Raw genomic sequence first — 17,821 nt, forward strand, 5'->3', positions numbered from 1 at the left:
ATCAGTCCTCCGCCGGGAGCAGGCCGGCGCGCTTGCGCATCAGCAGGGTGGTGACGGCCATCGCGATGACGAACAGCACGAGCGAGAGCACGCACGCCGCGCCGGTGTTGAAGTTCTGGAAGCCCAGGGAGTAGACGAGCTGCGGGACGGTGAGGGTGGAGTGGTCCGGGTAGCCGGGCTGGATCACCGAGCCGGGGCCGATGGAGACACCTGAGGCGAGCTTTCCGGCCACCAGCGCCTGGGTGTAGTACTGCATGGTCTGCACGACGCCGGTGACCACCGCGAACATCACGATCGGCGTGATCGCCGGCCAGGTGACGTAGCGGAACTTCGCCCAGGCGCCGGCCCCGTCCAGGTCAGCGGCCTCGTACTGCTCCTTCGGCACGTCCAGCAGCGACGCCATGAAGATCACCATCAGCTCGCCGATGCCCCACAGGGACAGCATGACCAGCGACGGTTTGGCCCAGGCCGGGTCGTTGAACCACTCCGGCGCGGAGATACCGACCGCCCCGAGGATCTTGTTGACCGGACCGCTGCCGGGGTTCAGCAGGAAGACGAACGCCACGGTCGCGGCCACCGGGGGCGCCAGATACGGCAGATAGAACGCCGTACGGAAGAACCCCACCCCCGACTTGATCTTCGTGACCAGGATGCCCATGCCCAGCCCGAACGCGACCCGCAGCGCGACCATCACCACGACCAGCCACAGCGTGTTCCACAGCGCGGGCCCGAACAGCGGCATCTGCGTCAGCACGTACGTCCAGTTCTTCAGGCCCACGAAATCGGGCTGCTCGATCTGGTTGTAGTGCATGAACGAGAAATAGACGGTGGCCAGCAGCGGATACCCGAAGAAGACCGAGAAGCCGATCAGCCAGGGGGAGAGGAAACCGAGCGTACGCAGCCGCTCGCGGCGGTGCTTGCGCCGCAGCGCGGGCGCGGGATTGGTGGATGCCATGGCAGTTCTCCGTCAGTTCTCGGACTGAAGGTTGTCGGCGTCGATCTGCGCATCGAGCGCGCGCAGCCCCTTGCCGAGATCGGGGACCTTTCCGGCCTCGACGTTGTACGAGAAATCCTGCAGCGCGGTGACGTACTGCCCGCCGTTGACGGACGGCGGGAGCGCCGTGCTGTGCGGATTCTGTGCGATGTCGATGAAGGCGCGGAACGTCGGATCGGTGTCCAGCTTCGGTGAGGCGAGCGCCGCCTTCGTCGACGGCACGTTATGGATGGCATTGGCGAACCGCACCACCTGATCCGTGTTCACGGTCAGGAATTTCACCAGTTCCCAGGCCGCGTTCTGGTGTGTGCTGCTGTGCGCGATCCCGGCGACGGTCCCCGTCAGATAGCCGCGCCCGTACTTCGCGGCCTGGTCGTCGGGCACCGGCATCGGCGCCGTCCCCCAGTCGAACGTCGCCTTTGACTCCTTCAGCATCAGACCGCGCCATTCACCGTCCATGTGCATGGCCACCTTCTGCGTCAGAAAGGCGTTCTGCGAGGACATCTCGTCACCGAACGCCGTCCGGAACTTCTCCAGCGGGCGGTAGCCGCCCTGCGCCGAGACCAGCGCACGCTGCGTCCGGAAGAAGTCCTTCGTCTTCGGGTCCTCGGCCAGCCGCGCCGCGCCGTCCTTGCCGAAGTACGTGGGCCCCCACTGCCCGAACAGCCGGTCCGGACTGTTCTGGTAGAGCCGGAAGTTGGGCATGATGCCCACCCGCTCGTACGACCCGTCCGTGCGCCGCGAGGTGAGCTTCACGGCGTCCCGCTGCAGCTCGGACATCGTCCGCGGCGGCCGCGTGATTCCGGCCTTCTTGAACGCGTCCTTGTTGTAATACAGCCCGAACGAGTCGGCGAGCAGCGGCAGCGCGCACTGCGTCCCCTCATAACTCGTGTAATCCAGCAGGGTCTTGGGGAACACCTTCCCCTTTTCCACGCCGGTCTTCTTCATGAACGGATCCAGATCCGCCCACATCCCCGACGAGCAGTACTGCCCCACATTGTTCGTGGTGAACGACGAAACGACATCGGGCGCATCGTCCCCGCCGGCCCGCAGTGCCTGGTTCATCGTCGCGTCGGAGACATTCCCGACCGACTTCACCGTGATGTTCGGATGCAGCTTCTCGAAGCGGGCGATGCTGTCGTCCACCGCCTTCACCTCGCCCGCCTGCGACCAGCCGTGCCAGAACTTCAGCGTGACCGGCTTCGTCGGATCGTCCCGGTCACTTCCGACGCTCGGATTGGCGCAACCCGAAACGACCAGCCCGGCACCGGCCAGCGCCACGGCCAGACCGGTGCGCATGCGCGAGAGCGGCATGGCGTACTTCCTTTACGACGGGGGAAATGACGGCAGGGGTGGCGCGGGGACGACGTCCGGCCCGCCTCACGCGGTGTCGAACACCGCATCACGCGCCTCGGCGAGCGCCGTCCGCAGCGCGCCGATAAGAATCGGATTCCCCCCGATATCGCTGATCCGCAATTCCGGCCGCGGCAGCGCCAGGCCGGTGAACTCCTCCTCGACCAGCACCCGCAGCGCCTCCCCGCCGGCCTGCGCGACCTCGCCGGACAGCACCACGAGCTGCGGGTCCACCACGGCGACGACGGCCGCGAGCCCGGTCGCCATCCGGCGCGCCACCTCGGCCCGCACCGCGTCGATCCGCAGCGCCTCCGCGACGGTGGTGACCTCCGGGTGCCCGTACTCCTGCGCCAGCTCCACCACACTCGGCGACCCGATCAGCCGCTGGAACCCGCCACCGCCGTCCGGCCGCGCCGCGCTGCGGTCGCCGCCCCGGGCCAGCGGCGCTCCCGGCAGCGGCATGTACCCGATCTCGCCCGCGCCCCCGGTGGCCCCCCGCAGCAACTGCCCGCCCAGCACGATCGCGGCGCCGACCCCCTCGTCCGCCCAGACCAGCACGAAGTCGTCGAAGTCCTGCGCCGCCCCGTCGTACTGCTCGGCGACGGCCGCCAGATTCACGTCGTTCTCGATGACGATGGGCGTGCCGAGGACCTCGCCCAGTTCCTCCTTCAGCGCCCGCGAGTGCCAGCCCGGCAGATGCGGCGCGTACCGCAGCTCACCGGTCTGCGGGTCCAGCGCGCCGGGCGTTCCGATCACCGCCCCGTGCAGCTGCTCGCGCCCGAGCCCCGCCTTGGCGAGCGCCCCGTCCACCGCCTTCGCCACCAGCCGGGCCGTACGGTGCGGCGCGTCCTCGTCCACGGCGTCGGTCCCGACCCGCTCCTCGCCGAGCAGCTGCCCGGTGATGTCCGCGACGCCGGCGGTGATCCCCCACTGGTCCACCGCCAGCGCCGCGACATGTGCGACCACCGGATTGACCTCGTACAACTGCGCGCTCGGCCCCGGCCGCCCGGTCACGTTCCCGGTCGTCCGCACCAGCCCCGCGGCCTCCAGCCGCCCCAGCAGCTGCGAGGCGGTCGGCTTGGACAGCCCGGTCAGCTCCCCGATCTGCGTACGGGTCAACGGCCCCTGCGCCACGAGCAGGTCGAGTGCCGCCCGGTCGTTCATGGCCCGCAACACCCGCGGCGTCCCGGGCGTCCCGTGTGCTCCCTGCCCTGCTGCGGCCATGCCCGCCACCCCGTTCTTCGACGGCCGCTGCCGCGCGCCATCATCTGTTAAGAAACCTTCCAATCGATGAACAGGAACGTAGATCCGCGGTCAGCTCCCGTCAATGGGTTCAACGACCGACTTCGCCCCCGACCCGAACGGCCTCACGGTCCGGCGGGGCGCCCGCTCCCCTTCGGTATTGCCGCGGGCGCCTCCTGCGCCTGCGCTCACTCCGGAATGCGGCCGCCCCCAGCAGGCGGTCGTCCGCCCGGCTGCCGCGGGCGAGCCTTTGCGGCCCGCGCCGAGGGCACGCCTGCCGAGCCAGGAACCGAACTGGTGGGCCAGACGTCTGGCTCGGTGGTTGATCATGATCACCGGGGGAGGGGGTTCGTGTGGGTGTTGTGCTGCCCGGTTGGGCGGATGAGGTTCTCGACATCATCGGGGTGTCGTGGCCGAATGTGGATGAGGACGATTACCGCGAGATGGCGACGGCCATGCGGGAATTCGCCGATGACATCGACGACGGCAGGAATGAGGCGCACACCGCCATCCAAGGCCTGGTGGGCTCTGCCGGCGGCTCGTTGGCCATCGAGGCGCTGAACGCGCACTGGGGAAAGATCAACGGCAAGCATCTTCAGGGGCTGGCCGACTGCGGGCGGATGGCTGCCACCGCTATGGACGGCGTGGCGGTCCTCATCGAGGGGGCCAAGATTGCCGCTCTCGTGCAACTGGGCATCCTCGCAGCAGAGGTGATCGCTGCTCAGGCGGCGGCTCCTTTTACCCTCGGACTGTCCGAGGTCGGCGCTCTGGCCGCGACTCAAGCTACTCGCGTGATGGTCAAGCGCCTCTTCAAGGAGGCCTGTCAGGCGGTTGCCGAACAGGTCATCAGCATGGCGCTGACCCCCGTTGAGGAGGCTCTGGGCGCCATGGTGGGCGACCTCGTCGTCCAGCTGGGTGCCAACGCCCTCGGGGTTCAGGACGGTGTGGATCTGGGACAGACCGCCAAGGCGGGCAAGGACGGCTTCGGCCAGGGTGTGCAGGACGCGAAGGACTCCGCGAAATCCGCTGCCGAGAACCCGATGGAGCTGCTCAGCGCGGGTGGCAGCCGTGGTTCGGGTGGCGGAGGTGGCGCCGGTAGTGGTGGCGCCTCCGGCGGTAGCGGTGGCTTCAGCTTCGACAAGAACGAGCACGACAAGGTCGTCATCGGGCTGGAGAGCGCGGCTGGCGCGTTCCGCAACAAGGCCGGCGGCAAGATCGGCCGAGCCAAGAGCCATCACGGTCGTACCCGTGGCAAAGATCCCCTTGCGGACGCCGCCAACACCATGCTGGACAAAGTCATCGAGGGCATTGAGGACGGCGTCAAGAAGACTGCCAAGCATCTCGACGACAACATGACTCGCGGCGTCAAGCAGATGGCCAAGAATCACCACGACAACGACAAGGGTCTGGCCGACCACTTCAAGGGCCTCGGTAAGGACGGTAAGACGGATCCCAAGGCGCCGAATTCCGGAGGGAGCGGCAAGGGGGGAAGTTCAGGCGCCGGGACGGATGGGCGCGGCGGAAGTTCGGGCGGTGAGCCATGGTGGCACGGGCACAGTGCAGATCAGATGCGCCATCACCGTCGTCCCCCCGTCGATGTGTCCGGTCTGGACAGGGACGCTCAAATGAAGATCCTCGGGGACGAATCCCAGAATGTGGCTGACGATGCGCGGAAGGCCAATGCGAACAACACCGTCCCCGGTAAAGATTATCGGAAGGATGGATGCGCTGGAAGCTTCCTGCATGATGGAGTTATCACCGCGCATACAAGTTCAATTCAACGTAAAGTCTCGCAGACCCAAAAGGAAATCGATGCGGGTGCGCCGGGTCCGTCAGTGCAGGAGCATCCGAAAGCGCATCCAGCGCTACAGCAGGTGCTTGACAAAATAAAAGAAGACAAAGAATCTGCAGGAGAAAAGGCTGGAGTTGGGCACGGGAATTGCGCGGAGGTTTCCCTGGTGTCTGACCGGCTGCATCAGATGGACCCAACCGGAACCAGAATCAAGACACCCGAGGATGCCCGTCAAGCGCTTGAGGGGGGTATCATGCATACCCGACAGATAGGGGATCTCAAGGAGCGAGATCCGGAAAGGGGTAAAAAGATTGTTTCCCTGAGGCATGGCGACTTTAAGCCGCCATGCAGGTCTTGCGAGCACATGCTGCCCGCGCTTGGGATATCTGCACCTAGTTAGAATGTGGGGCTGGCGTAATGCTTCCTGAGATGTCAAGGGAAAGCGTGGCGGAATGGCTGACCGTCAATGGATGGACTCCTGAAAGGGATATTTCTGAAAAGGCTGGGGAGTTTATTCACCATGCGATCCAGGAATCGAATGAGGAAGGGTGTCCCGTTGTGGCGTTCGAGGGGGTGGAGGATTTCATCCGTTCTTACGGGCTGCTGCGCCTGACGCACCCGAGCGATCCGAAAGAGAGCCTCATTATAAATCCGACTGGCGGCTACGAAGGGGACTTCAGGGAGATAGAGGAGCTCGCTCAGGAAATCGGGAAACGGCTCTTTCGGGTCGGCTATGACATGCCGGAGGGTGGGATTTTCGTTCTGGCGGAAGATGGGAGCCTCTACTATCTGCACCATACAGGTACATATTATCTCGGGGCTGACGAGTACGAGGCATTCAGTAATTGGGTGAGGGGGAATCTCCAGAGTGTCTGAATATCCTGAAGGGGGGATGGTTCCCGGCACGGCTTCGTCGCTTCTTGTGGGCGGGACGGTCGTCAGTCACACCAACCTGAGTGGCGACGGGGAGCCGAACCTGCATCCCGCAGTTCAAGAATATTTCGATGAACTTCCCATCGCACTGCGAGAGACATTCCTTGGCTACTGTGCGGAATCCGCATTGGTGTCTGATCAGCTCTGGGCGTTGGACGCCAGGAGCCCCGGGCAGGCTCCGGTCTCACTGGCAGCGGCGGCACCGCACTTCGTGGGGGCCGCCATGGTGTCGAAGATGATTCGGGAACACGGAGACCCGGACCATGGCGCGCCCACTGTGCCGTGTCGGGCCTGCCAAGGGCTCTTGGACCGCCTGGGCATTCGTTTCATAGGACCGTGATCGCTGATGGAGATGGACGCTGTGGGACTGGCAGAGCCGGAAGCGATGGCAGTGCTTGCCGAGGCCGGATGGTCCCCACACCGGGATGGCGGGGCGGGGGCACTGATGGCCATCCTCGAGACCGTGAGCACGGTCAGCACTCATGATGGCGGCACCTGGGAGTTGTTCCCCGCAGCCGAGGACGCCGTGCGTGAGTTCTACGGCGTCGGGCTTCTCCTTGACGGCGCTGGTGCGGAAGTGGCCCTGCACGGGTTGGTGATCGACCCCCGTGAGGGACGCTTTGCGCTGGAGACCCTACGTGCGTTCGGGGAGCGAGTGGGGAGCAGGCTGTTCCCCTTCGGCATTCACGGGGAGGAATCGCTGATCGCCGTGGATGAGCACAGCAGGCTCTTTCTCGTCAATCACGGCGGGTGGTGGTTCCTCGGCGAGTCCGTCCTGGCAGGGCTCACCACGCTCATCGAAGGCCGCCGTCCGCAGCGCGTCCGTGCGGACGGCACGTGGGGTGTGGTGGCGCCTGCACCACGGGTCCCATCTCCTCCTCTGCGCGTCCCTGACGATGAGGGCCGGGCGGCCGGTGACATCGAGATCAGGCGGGCCTTCGGCTGAGTGCCGTACGAACGCCCCTGCCGGCGGCACGTCCGCTGGTGCGTTGTGCCGTACCGCAAAGGCCCCGCACCGCGGGCAGCGGGCGAGGCCAGTGGGAGCGGAGCGGGCTCTTGAGTTCCGCCTGCGGGGCTACTTCCCCAGGTTCGGCGGGGGTGTGATCGGGTTCGAGGCCAGGGACTGGGGGGAGAGCGGGTTGTTGAGGGCGGAGGGGGCCGCCACGGCAGCCGTGGGGTCCGCGGCTTCCTCGTCCTCCTCGGCCGGGGCGGGGCGGGGCGCCAGGTGGATGCCGGCGTCGTCGAGGGCGCGCTTGATGCGCCAGCGGAGTTCGCGTTCGATGCCGGGGGCCTTGCCGGGCATGGTCTTGGCCGAGACGCCGATGGTGACGGTGTCGAGGTGCACCTCGCTCAGGCCGAGGACCTCCACGGGCTCCCACAGCTGCTCGTTCCACGGGTCGGCCTTGGCCATCGACTCGCCGGTGGCGGTGATGATGTCGCGGGCCTGGTCGAGGTTCTGGTCGGCGGCGATCACGACGTCGACATGGGCGGTGGACCAGCCCTGGCTGAGGTTGCCGATCCGCTTCACCTCGCCGTTGCGGATGTACCAGATGGCGCCGTTGGGGCCGCGCAGCTTGGTGACGCGCAGGCCGACCTCGATGACGGTGCCGGTGGCCACGCCCGCGTCGATCTCGTCGCCGACGCCGTACTGGTCCTCAAGGATCATGAAGACGCCGGAGAGGAAGTCCGTGACGAGGTTGCGGGCGCCGAAGCCGATGGCGACACCGGCCACGCCCGCGCTGGCGAGCAGCGGCGCGAGGTTGATCTTGAGGACGGAGAGCACGGTGAGCGCCGCTGTGCCCATGATCACGAAGGAGGCGACGCTGCGCAGCACCGAGCCGATGGCCTCCGAGCGCTGGCGCCGTCGCTCGGCGTTGACCAGGAGGCCGCCGAGCGCGGAGCCCTGGGCGGCGTTCGAGGCGCGGTTCATCCGCTCGATGAGCTTGGTGATCGTGCGGCGTATCACATGGCGCAGAACCACCGCGATCACGATGATCAGCACGATCCGCAGCCCGGAGGTGAGCCACGTCCCCCAGTTCTCCTCCACCCAGCCCGCGGCGTTGGTGGCCTTCTCCGTGGCGTCGTCGAGCGAGGTCGGGCCGTTGGAGCCGGGGGAGGCGGCGCCGAGCGGCACGAGCGCCGCCGGTGAAGCGGACCAGAACACAGCAGAACCTTCCGTGTGGGGCAGCAGGCCCGGACCGTGATGGCGTCACGGTACCGGGCGGACCAACCACACTAACGGGGCAACGGGGGTGGTTCGCGCCCGTGTTCGAGGCGCGAGGTCCCCTGGCGGCCGGAAAGAGCCGGTGTGGAGTCAGGTTCGCCACAAGGTGGCGTGATGTGGTGGAAAACACCTCGGGCCCGTTACTCGGTCATGGTGGCGCTCCGACCAGGCACCGGGGGACACTGGGGGAGATCGTCCCGGCGCGAGCCACGCGCCGCCGGCGTACAAGGAGGCACCCGTGCCGCATGTCCTGGTCCTCAACGCGTCGTACGAGCCGCTCGGCGTCGTACCGCTCCGCCGCGCGCTCATCCTCGTCCTCAATGAGAAGGCCGTAAGCCTCGAGGAGTCCGGCGCCCTGATGCACAGCGCGACCCGTGTCATACCGGCTCCGAGCGTGGTCCGCTTGAAGCGGTTTGTGCGGGTGCCCTTTCGAGGCCCCGTTCCACTGACCCGCCGGGCGCTGTTCGCCCGTGACGGCGGGCGCTGTATGTACTGCGGTGGCGTCGCAACCAGCGTCGACCACGTCATCCCGCGCAGCCGCGGAGGTCCGCACACCTGGGAGAACGTCGTCGCCGCCTGCCGGCGCTGCAATCACGTCAAGGCCGACCGCCATGTCGCCGAGATCGGCTGGCGGCTGCGCCATCAACCCGCCCCGCCGTCAGGGCTGGCGTGGCGGATCATCGGTACGGGTCACCGCGATCCGCGCTGGTTGCCGTATTTGCAACCGTACGGGGCGGACGATGCCTTGGCCCGAATCGACGCCGTATCGGTGATATCGGCCTAGATTCGGGTTTTTTGCGTCCAGGTCGGCGGGCGCCCGCTCCGGCGGGAATGCCGCGTCCGCCGGCCCCGGACGGGATGCCGGTCAGTCCGCCCGTGACGCCGGGCCCGGTTTCTTCCCGCCCGCCGGCTTCTTCCCGCCGTGCTCCTTCGCGTGCTTCTTCCCGTCCGCCCGCTTCTCGCTGACCGCGTAGGCCTCCACCGACCAGAGCGAGTAGCCGAACCGGGTGGCCCGCTTGTCGCCCTGGATGCGGACATGGCGGACGTCCTTGGCGTCCATGCGGACCGCTTCGCGGCCGCCCTTGCCGTCGCGGACCGTGGCCGCCGTGCGCCAGCTGCGGCCGTCGGCGGAGACCTGGACACGGAAACCGGCGGCGTAGGCGTCCTGCCAGTGCAGGACGATCCGGCCCAACCGGGTCGGGCGGGGGAGCGGGAACTGCAGCCAGGCGTCGTCCTCGGGGCGGGAGGACCAGCGTGTCCTGGGGTCGCCGTCGGTGGCGGCGGACGCCGGGAAACGCGCCGTCTCGTCCCCTGAGGAGGTGGCCGCACTGCCGCGCGCCAGGTCCTCTCCGCCGGTGCGCGGATAGGTGCGTACGGTCAGCGTCTGCTCCTGGCCGGCGAAGCTGACGGGGATCCGGTACGTCCCGGAGGGGGCGTCCCGGGGGATGTCGACGCCGATGCGGGTCGTGACGGTGCCGCCGCGCGGCGCGGTGACCGTCCGGGGCGCGTGCACGGTGAAGCCCTTGGGCGCCTTGACCGTCAGCTTCTCCCGTACGTCACCGGGGCGCCGGGAGTAGAGCCGGGCGTCGACCTCCGCACGGCCGCCGGGCTCCGCGTCGGTCTCCTTGCGGGACAGCTCCAGGCCGGCCTGTGGGGTGTCGTCGAACCAGGGCGTGAGGGCGTGCACGGAGGGGGCCTCGGTGCCCTTCGGCCAGGTCAGCCGGACGGCGTCGGCGCGCAGGCCGTGGGCCTTCGGCTCGGTCCAGCCGCCGGCCGCGAGCGGGCCGAGACGGCGCCAGCCCGCACCCGGTACGTGCGCCTCCAGCGAGACGGCGCGCGCCGGATGCCCCGGATCGGTCAGCGCGGTGACGGCGGTCAGCGGGCGGGCCCGCTCGAAGGGGACGGTCAGCGAGGTGGGGTCGGCGCCCTCGTTGGGCGGCGGGGAGTCGGCGCGGGCGCCCGTCCAGGCGTCCGCCTCGGTCATCGACCGCTCCAGGAAGGGCGTGAGCACGCCCTTGCCGACCGTCACCGGGCTCCGCCCGATCTCCTCCCGCAGGGCCCGCGTCGCGCGCTGCGCGGCCCAGGCGGCGGAGCCGTCGTTGCGGGCCTGTGCCATCAGCGCGTCGACGGCGTGCGCGCCCGCGCTGCCGTAGCGGGCCAACTGCTCCGACCAGGGACGGACTTCGTCGGCCAGGTCCGACGGCAGCCGCCGCGGCACCTCGCTCATGCTGCGGAACGCGGCCCGCAGCGCCTTCGCGGCCTTGGCGAGGCCCTCGTCGCCGCCCGGCCCGCCGTGGTTGACGGCGGCCTCGCGGGCCTTCCAGAAGCGGTCGATCAGCGGCCGGAGGTACGCCGACTCGGTGCTGCCGAGGACGGAGGAGGCGTCGTTGCCCGCCAGGGCGCGCACCGCGGCACGTGTCGTCGGGTCGGGGCCCGCCAGGTCGTCGACGGCCGCGTCCCAGGACTCCGAGGGGTCGTAGGCGCGCGGATTCCAGGCGTAGTCGGCGGCGGTGAACATCGGGACCCGGGAGGCCAGCGGCTGCTGCATGGCGTTGGCCAGCAGCGCGGCCGAGCCGGTGGCGACGGCCGGTTCGCGGCCGGTGTAGGGGCCGAGGAAGATCCGGTCCAGGGCGTAGTCGTTGACCGGGTAGTTGTCCATGGTCACCAGGCGGTGGCCGAACGCCTGGCGGCCGGCGGAGAGTTCACCGCCGGTGATGGTCCGCGGGACCACGCCCACGCCGGTCCAGGCCACCTCGACCCGCTCGTCCAGCGCGTCGGAGAGCGCGTCGCGGTAGTCGGTCGAGCCGTTCTGGTAGTACTCGGTCGGCATCAGGGCGAGCGGCGCCGCGTCCGGGTGCCGCTCGGCGAGATGCGCCGCGAGTGCGTTGGCCACCTGCGCCTGGGCTCTGGCGGCGGCCCGCGGTCCGGAGCCGAAGGCGTCCTCGTCGGCGGCGCAGTGCCATTCGCTGTAGCTGACGTCCTGGAACTGCAGCTGGAAGGAGCGCACCCCCAGCGCCCACATCGCGTCGACCTTGCGCCGCAGCGCCCGCCGGTCCTCCTGGGAGGACAGGCACATCGACTGGCCGGGGGCGACCGCCCAGCCGAGGGTGACGTGGTTGGCGCGGGCGCGCTCGGCCAGCGCCCGGAAGTCCGCGCGCCGCGCGGCCGGGTAGGGGTCGCGCCACTGGGCCTGGCGGTACGGGTCGTCGCCCGGCGCGTACAGATAGCGGTTCTGCTTGGTGCGCCCCATGAAGTCGAGCTGGGCGAGCCGCTGCGGCTGGGTCCACGGCCGCCCGAAGAACCCCTCGGTGGTGCCGCGCACCGCCGTGCCGGGCCAGTCGCGTACGGCCACCGAGGCCAGCTGCCGGCCTCCGCCGTCGCGGTCGGTGACGAGCCGGCGCAGGGTCTGAGCGGCATGGAAGAGGCCGTCCGGGCCGACGCCGTCCAGGGCGACCGTGTCGCGGCCCGCGACCTGGCCGACGGCGAGGCGGTAGCCGCCGGCGGGCAGATCCCCGCGGGCGGGCGCGCGCAGGGCGCGCAGCGCGGCCCCGGCCCCCTCGCCGCCGACCCGGATCACCGGCCCGCCGGCGGGCAGCGGCGCGTCGGGCGCCACCTCACGGACCGTGCGCACCCCGGCGTCGCGCAGCAGCCCGCGCAGCACGTCCAGGGCGTACGGATCGGTGTCCGGGGCGGTGACCAGTGCGGCCTCGTGGCCGAGGGGTACGGCGGCGCCGAGCTCCCGCAGCGACTGCGGGCGCGGCCAGACGGCGGGCGGCCGCTCGGCGCCGGCCGGGCGATCGGGCCGGTCAGGGGTGCCGAGGGTGGGGTCGGCCGGCGCCGCCTGGGCGCTCGGCACGCCGCCGAGCAGACCTCCGACGACCGCCGCGGCCAGGGCGGTGGTGCCCGCGACGCGCGCGCGGGCACCACCCGCCCCGCTCCTGCCGCTCCTGACGATTCGTGTGACGCTCCATACGCCCCGGCCTCGCACGGCTGCTCCTCGTCCCCGTCACTGCGCTCTGCCGGCTCGCGCCGGCGCCCCGTTCATCCGGCGCCCGGTGCGTCCTCGCGCCCGCGCGCCGCAAGCTCCCCGGCCGTCGGAACCCTGCCGCGGTGGAGAGCTGGTCGTGCTGCGCGCGGCGTGGGACCGGTGTATTCGTGCCCTCCGGTGCCCGTTCGGACGGACCTTCGCCATGAGCCCACCATTGTGGCGGTGCGGGTGTCCATCGGTCGATGGGGGGAGCGCCCCGGGCCCGGCGAAATGCTGGATTTGCCCCGACTGGCCGATGCGCTTCGCGGGCGGTGTGACCAACAGAACGTCCGCTGCGATGTCCGTTCTGTCCCCGTCCTCTGCGCCCCCGGACGGCTCATGCCGCGAAATCGCCTGCGAGGGGGATAATGTGACGTGAGTCACGTTTGCTGTCTGGATACGTCTGCGATCGTGTCGAGTGGGTAGTGCAGAACCTGTCCCACTACCGATGAACGGGAGGCCCTCCGTGGCCGCATCCGCTCAGCTGCTCCTCGACGCACTGTCCTCCAAACCGGAAGGTGCGCTCATGGAGCCCGATTTCTTCGACGGGATCTCCGATCCCGACTCCGGCCTGGACGGCGCCGGATCCTTCAGCTTCGCCGAGCCGCCCCTCACCAGCGAGCCGCCGCTCGCCGACGCCGCGCCGCTGACCAGCGAGGTGCCGATCTCCGCAGAACTGCCGCTGACCAGCGAGCCCACAGCCGCCGGCCTGGGTACGGAGTCCATGGAGGTCTGAGGACCCATGGGCCGCGCCCGGCTCGCCCGGCTGCACGGCATCGCCACGTCCTACGCCCCCTCGCCGGGGAGGACCGTCACCGTCGGTGACGACACCGTGGTCGCCGTGCTCGCCGCCCTGGGAGTCGACGCATCGACCCCGCAGGCGGTGACAGCCGCACTGGACGCACACCGAGGCCGCGCGGAGCACGCGCTGCTCCCCCCGACCGTCGTCGCACACCAGGACCGGCCGCCCGACCTCACCGGTCTCCCCGAAGGCAGCGTCCTGCGGGTGGAGACCGAGGACGGGGCGCCGCACCTGGGGGACGGTGGCGCCCCGCTCGGCCGGCTGCCCGGCGGGTTGCCTCTCGGGATCCACACACTGCACGCCCACGCACCCGACGGCCGGGCCGCTCGCGCCCATCTGATCGTCGCCCCCGAGCGGGTGCCCGCCCCGCCAGGCCGCACCCACGGCTTCCTGGTGCAGCTCTACTCCCTGCTGTCCCGGCAGTCCTGGGGGATGGGCGACCTCGGGGACCTCGCCGACCTCGCCGCCTGGTCGGGGCGCGCCCTCGGCAGCGGCTTCGTGCAGCTCAACCCGCTGCACGCCGCCGTCCCCGGCCCGCCCACCGACCCCTCCCCCTACCGCCCCTCCTCGCGCCGCTTCCCCGACCCCGTCCATCTGCGGATCGAGCACATCCCGGAGTACGCGGCGCTGTCCGGGGCGGCCCGCGCCCAGGCCGACGAGCTGGCCGGACGGGCCGCGACGCTGCGCGCCGGCGTCCTCGAACGGGGCGCGCTGATCGACCGGGACGCGGTCTGGGAGCTGAAGAAGCCGGCCCTGGAACTTCTGCGGGCGGTGCCGCTGCCCCCCGGGCGCAGGGCCGCCTACTGCGACTTCCTCGCCGAACAGGGCCAGGCCCTGGACGACCACGCCACCTGGTGCGCCATCGCCGAGCTGCACGGTCCCGACTGGCGCGGCTGGCCGGCCGCGCTGCGCGACCCCCGGTCAGCGGCCACGGCCCGGCTGGCCGGCCGGCTGATGGACCGGGTCGACTTCCACTGCTACCTCGCCTGGCTGACCGACCAGCAGCTCGCCGCCGCCCAACGGGCCGCGCTGGACGCCGGGATGGGCGTCGGCCTGGTGCACGACCTCGCCGTCGGCGTGCATCCCTGCGGCGCCGACACCTGGGCGCAGCAGGACGCGTTCGCCTCCGGGATGTCGATCGGCGCGCCGCCGGACGCCTTCAACTCCCGCGGCCAGGACTGGGGTCTGCCGCCCTGGCGCCCGGACGCGCTGGCAGCCGCGGGCCACGCCCCGTACCGCGAGCTGCTGCGCGGGCTGCTGCGGCATGCCGGGGCGCTGCGCATCGACCATGTGATGGGGCTCTTCCGGCTGTGGTGGGTCCCCGAGGGGCGGCCGCCGACGGAGGGCGCGTACGTCCGCTATGACGGTGCGGCGATGCTCGCGGTGCTGGCGCTGGAGGCGCACCGTGCGGGCGCCGCGGTGATCGGCGAGGACCTGGGCACGGTCGAACCGGGTGTGCGGGGCGCGCTCGCCGAACGCGGCGTCCTGGGCACCTCGGTGCTGTGGTTCGAGCGGGATTACGGCGGCGGGGCGGTGGCGTCCGAGTCCGCCGGTGAGCCGGTGGAGGGCGGGGAGTGCCCCTCCGAGGCGCGGATCCTGGGGCCCGAGGAGTGGCGCGCCGACTGTCTGGCCACCGTCACCACCCACGATCTGCCGACCACCGCCGCCCGGCTCAGCGGCGAGGACGTCGCGCTGCGCGAGCGGCTCGGGCTGCTGGCCGGGCCCGCGGGGCGGGAGCGTAGCCGCGCGCGTTATGAACTCACCGAGTGGATGGGGGAGTTGACGCGGCGCGGACTGCTGCCCGAGGGGGCGGGTGACGAGGAGGCGGTGGTCCGGGCCGTGCACCGTTTTCTGCTGCGTACCCCGGCGCGGATGGTCGGGGTGTGGCTGCCGGACGCGGTGGGGGACCGGAGGCCGCAGAATCTCCCCGGTACATGGGATGAATACCCGAACTGGCGGCTGCCGATCGCGGGGCCTGACGGGCGGCCGCAGACCCTCGAAGAGCTGGCCGCATCGCCCCGATTGCATGCGTTGATGCGGGAATTGTCCGCAGAGAATCTCTGAGAACGGTCTCGACGCGCACCCTTCCGGTACGTACTGCCGTCCGGCACCATGCCTTGGACACCATCCAGACATCCGACCATTCACCGTGCGTGGTCGGCGAGTTGGAGGGAACCATGGCACGCCGAACGGAACGGATCCCCAGACCCCCGACCAACCACCCCGGTCACCGCTACCGCGCCACTCGGCGGACGCTGGGTGCCCTCGCGCTCACCGCAGCCGCGGCCCTGCTCCCCGTCCAGGCGTCCCAGGCGTCCCAGGCGACGCCGACGGCCCCGGCTGCGGCCCGCGGCGGGCCCTGCGAGGGCCCCGTCCGCCCCGCCTCGCACATGGCGGTCGAGCCCTGCGACACCCCGGCCAGGATCATCGACAAGGCCGCCCATATCGTCCCCACCAAGGGCCAACTCGCCTGGCAGCAACGGGAGGTGACCGCCTTCACGCACTTCGGCATGAACACCTTCACCCACCGTGAATGGGGCTCGGGCGCCGAGGACGAGAAGCTGTTCCACCCCTCCCGGATCGATGCCGACCAGTGGATGCGCGCGTACAAGGCGGCCGGCGCCGAGCAGGTGATGCTCACCGCCAAGCACCACGACGGGTTCGTGCTCTACCCCAGCCGCTACAGCCCGCACACCGTCGAGGCGAGCCCCGGCAGCCCCGATGTCGTCGGCGCGTACGTCAAGGCCGCCCGCAAGGCCGGGCTGAAGGTCGGCATCTACCTCTCGCCCTCCGACGGCGCCGAACTCCCGCACGCCTGGCACGCGAAGTGGGTCGAGGAGATCCGGCGCAAGCAGCAGGAGGGCAAGCCGCTCAGCCTGCCCGAGCGGATGGCGCTGGCCGACGGCGACCAGGCGCCGCGCGGTCTGGGCCGCTTCGGCAACGGCAGCAAGGTCACCGAGCGCACCCTCCCCACCCTGGTCCCGGGCGACGACCGGGCCGCCGCCGTCCGCAGCGGCAAGCTGCCCACCTTCCACGTACAGGCCGACGACTACGACGCCTACTACCTCAATCAGGTCTACGAGCTGTTCACGCAGTACGGCCCGCTCGACGAGCTGTGGCTGGACGGCGCGAACCCCTGGACCGACTCCGGCATCACCCAGAAATACCACGTCGCCCAGTGGTTCAAGGTGATCCACCAGCTCTCCCCGGACACCGTCGTCTTCGCCGGGCCGCAGGGCGCCCGCTGGGTCGGCAACGAGAAGGGCATCGCCCGCGAGACGGAGTGGAGCGTCACCCCGTCCACCGACGACCCGTGGACGGTGATGGCCGGCGGCCTGCCCAACGACTCCACCGACCCCGACATCGGCTCCCGCGCCAAGCTGCTGGCGCCCACCACCAAGTACCTCCAGTGGTATCCGGCGGAGGCCGATGTCTCGCTGCGCCCCGGCTGGTTCCACCACCCGGACGAACACCCCAAGACCCCGGCGCAACTGATGGACCTGTACGAGAAGAGCGTGGGCCGCAACGCCGCACTGCTGCTGAACGTGCCGCCCGCCGAGGACGGCCGGATCGCCGGCGACGACCTCGCCGCGCTCACCGCCTTCGGCGCCGCCGTGCGCGACACCTACGGCTCGGACCTGAAGGCCGCCGGGCCCGGCCCCTACACCTTCGACCGGATCGGCCTCGCCGAGGACATCCGGCACGGGCAGCGGGTGGAGCGCTTCGCGGTGCAGGCGCGCTCCGGCGGCGCCTGGCGCACGGTCGCCGAGGGCACCACCATCGGACACCGGCGGATCCTCGCCCTGCCGGGGACGGTCACCGCGGACGCCGTACGGGTCCGGGTCCTGGAATCCCGCGGGCCCACCCGTCTCCAGCCGGTGACGCTGCACCGCAGCCGGCCCCCGGCCGGCTGAGGGCGGGGCCCCGCCCGGGGGCGCGCGGACCCCGGGCGCGCGGGGCGGCGGGGGGTCCGATACGTTGACTTCGTGAGCAACAAGGTCAAGAAGAACGCCGTGCGGGCCGGAACCATCACCGCCGGCACCGCGCTGATGCTGCTGATGTCGTCCCCCGCGTTCGCGCTCGCCCGCGACGACGGTGACGACCCGGGTCCGGGCCTGAGCGTGATCCAGACGCTCGGCCTCTACGTCGCCGTTCCCCTCGTCCTTTTCCTGATCATCGCGGGGCTGGTCACGGTCAGCGCCCGCAAGCAGGCCAAAGCCAAGGGCTGACGCCGGCTCCGGCGACGCCTGAAGGGGCGCCCATCGGTTTTCACAAACCGGTGGGCGCCCCTTTGTCATACCTGCTGAGTTTCCGGCGTTCTGGCAGGTGAAAAAGGGGTTGCGAGGCGGCTATCGAGCGCTTTTCGGCCGGTTTGACAGGGGGGCGACGCTTAACCGGACCAAACCTACGATGCCGTAACCTACGGAGCCGTAGGTCAAACCTGCGGAGTCGTA

Annotated in this window: 14 protein-coding genes; 9 read left to right on the forward strand and 5 right to left on the reverse strand. The window is 70.4% G+C overall.

The window, feature by feature from the left end; genetic code table 11:
• Window position 1: 1 nt before the first annotated feature.
• The 3 genes from ACIRQ7_RS28975 to ACIRQ7_RS28985 form a co-directional block, all read right to left on the reverse strand.
• Complete coding sequence (locus ACIRQ7_RS28975) at window positions 2-955, reverse strand: carbohydrate ABC transporter permease (protein ID WP_404265577.1); 954 nt, start codon at window positions 953-955, stop codon at window positions 2-4.
• Window positions 956-967: 12 nt separating this feature from the next.
• On the reverse strand, window positions 968-2,308 hold the full coding sequence (locus tag ACIRQ7_RS28980) for an ABC transporter substrate-binding protein (protein WP_404265578.1): 1,341 nt from the start codon (window positions 2,306-2,308) through the stop codon (window positions 968-970).
• A 66-nt stretch (window positions 2,309-2,374) separates the two neighbouring features.
• On the reverse strand, window positions 2,375-3,571 hold the full coding sequence (locus ACIRQ7_RS28985) for an ROK family transcriptional regulator (RefSeq protein ID WP_404265579.1): 1,197 nt from the start codon (window positions 3,569-3,571) through the stop codon (window positions 2,375-2,377).
• A gap of 371 nt (window positions 3,572-3,942) precedes the next feature.
• Here ACIRQ7_RS28985 and ACIRQ7_RS28990 point away from each other — a divergent pair, with 371 nt between their 5' ends.
• The 4 genes from ACIRQ7_RS28990 to ACIRQ7_RS29005 are packed head-to-tail and all read left to right on the forward strand — an operon-like array spanning window position 3,943 to window position 7,260.
• The gene (locus tag ACIRQ7_RS28990; protein ID WP_404265580.1) at window positions 3,943-5,781 is read left to right on the forward strand and encodes a YwqJ-related putative deaminase; all 1,839 of its coding nucleotides are present in this window, start codon (window positions 3,943-3,945) and stop codon (window positions 5,779-5,781) included.
• Window positions 5,782-5,810: 29 nt separating this feature from the next.
• The gene (locus tag ACIRQ7_RS28995; RefSeq protein ID WP_404265581.1) at window positions 5,811-6,257 is read left to right on the forward strand and encodes an SUKH-3 domain-containing protein; all 447 of its coding nucleotides are present in this window, start codon (window positions 5,811-5,813) and stop codon (window positions 6,255-6,257) included.
• Between the two features lie 16 nt (window positions 6,258-6,273).
• Entirely contained in the window at window positions 6,274-6,654 is a 381-nt protein-coding gene (locus tag ACIRQ7_RS29000) for a YwqJ-related putative deaminase (protein WP_404265634.1), read from the forward strand.
• 6 nt (window positions 6,655-6,660) lie between these two features.
• The gene (locus ACIRQ7_RS29005; protein ID WP_404265582.1) at window positions 6,661-7,260 is read left to right on the forward strand and encodes an SUKH-3 domain-containing protein; all 600 of its coding nucleotides are present in this window, start codon (window positions 6,661-6,663) and stop codon (window positions 7,258-7,260) included.
• Window positions 7,261-7,389: 129 nt separating this feature from the next.
• Here ACIRQ7_RS29005 and ACIRQ7_RS29010 read toward each other — a convergent pair whose 3' ends face one another.
• Entirely contained in the window at window positions 7,390-8,478 is a 1,089-nt protein-coding gene (locus tag ACIRQ7_RS29010; RefSeq protein ID WP_401470170.1) for a mechanosensitive ion channel family protein, read from the reverse strand.
• A gap of 298 nt (window positions 8,479-8,776) precedes the next feature.
• Between ACIRQ7_RS29010 and ACIRQ7_RS29015 the strand changes: the two genes are divergently transcribed.
• A complete protein-coding gene (locus ACIRQ7_RS29015) occupies window positions 8,777-9,322 on the forward strand; it encodes an HNH endonuclease (RefSeq protein WP_401470173.1) in 546 nt (181 codons plus the stop codon).
• Window positions 9,323-9,403: 81 nt separating this feature from the next.
• Here the strand turns inward: ACIRQ7_RS29015 and ACIRQ7_RS29020 are convergent, their stop codons facing one another.
• Complete coding sequence (locus tag ACIRQ7_RS29020) at window positions 9,404-12,430, reverse strand: beta-N-acetylglucosaminidase domain-containing protein (protein WP_404265635.1); 3,027 nt, start codon at window positions 12,428-12,430, stop codon at window positions 9,404-9,406.
• 601 nt (window positions 12,431-13,031) lie between these two features.
• Between ACIRQ7_RS29020 and ACIRQ7_RS29025 the strand changes: the two genes are divergently transcribed.
• The 4 genes from ACIRQ7_RS29025 (at window position 13,032) to ACIRQ7_RS29040 (ending at window position 17,596) form a co-directional block, all read left to right on the forward strand.
• Window positions 13,032-13,301 carry a hypothetical protein gene (locus ACIRQ7_RS29025; protein WP_401470176.1) on the forward strand — a complete coding sequence of 90 codons (270 nt, stop codon included), beginning with the start codon at window positions 13,032-13,034 and terminating at the stop codon, window positions 13,299-13,301.
• Window positions 13,302-13,307: 6 nt separating this feature from the next.
• Window positions 13,308-15,431 (forward strand): 4-alpha-glucanotransferase, encoded by a 2,124-nt coding sequence (malQ, locus tag ACIRQ7_RS29030; protein WP_404265583.1) that lies wholly within the window; start codon window positions 13,308-13,310, stop codon window positions 15,429-15,431.
• A 113-nt stretch (window positions 15,432-15,544) separates the two neighbouring features.
• On the forward strand, window positions 15,545-17,281 hold the full coding sequence (locus ACIRQ7_RS29035; RefSeq protein WP_404265584.1) for an alpha-L-fucosidase: 1,737 nt from the start codon (window positions 15,545-15,547) through the stop codon (window positions 17,279-17,281).
• 72 nt (window positions 17,282-17,353) lie between these two features.
• Window positions 17,354-17,596: a hypothetical protein gene (locus tag ACIRQ7_RS29040; RefSeq protein ID WP_404265585.1), complete on the forward strand. Its 243-nt coding sequence runs from the start codon at window positions 17,354-17,356 to the stop codon at window positions 17,594-17,596.
• Window positions 17,597-17,821: the final 225 nt, after the last annotated feature.

Source organism: Streptomyces sp. NPDC101393 (assembly GCF_044767385.1).
Lineage (GTDB): Bacteria > Actinomycetota > Actinomycetes > Streptomycetales > Streptomycetaceae > Streptomyces.

Coding starts and splice junctions, on each gene's coding strand:
- ACIRQ7_RS29005 (WP_404265582.1), top strand. CDS start 6,661: ATGGAGATGGACGCTGTGGGACTGGCAGAGCCGGAAGCGATGGCAGTG.
- ACIRQ7_RS29000 (WP_404265634.1), top strand. CDS start 6,274: ATGGTTCCCGGCACGGCTTCGTCGCTTCTTGTGGGCGGGACGGTCGTC.
- malQ (WP_404265583.1), top strand. CDS start 13,308: ATGGGCCGCGCCCGGCTCGCCCGGCTGCACGGCATCGCCACGTCCTAC.
- ACIRQ7_RS28975 (WP_404265577.1), bottom strand. CDS start 955: ATGGCATCCACCAATCCCGCGCCCGCGCTGCGGCGCAAGCACCGCCGC.
- ACIRQ7_RS28980 (WP_404265578.1), bottom strand. CDS start 2,308: ATGCCGCTCTCGCGCATGCGCACCGGTCTGGCCGTGGCGCTGGCCGGT.
- ACIRQ7_RS28995 (WP_404265581.1), top strand. CDS start 5,811: ATGTCAAGGGAAAGCGTGGCGGAATGGCTGACCGTCAATGGATGGACT.
- ACIRQ7_RS28985 (WP_404265579.1), bottom strand. CDS start 3,571: ATGGCCGCAGCAGGGCAGGGAGCACACGGGACGCCCGGGACGCCGCGG.
- ACIRQ7_RS29035 (WP_404265584.1), top strand. CDS start 15,545: ATGGCACGCCGAACGGAACGGATCCCCAGACCCCCGACCAACCACCCC.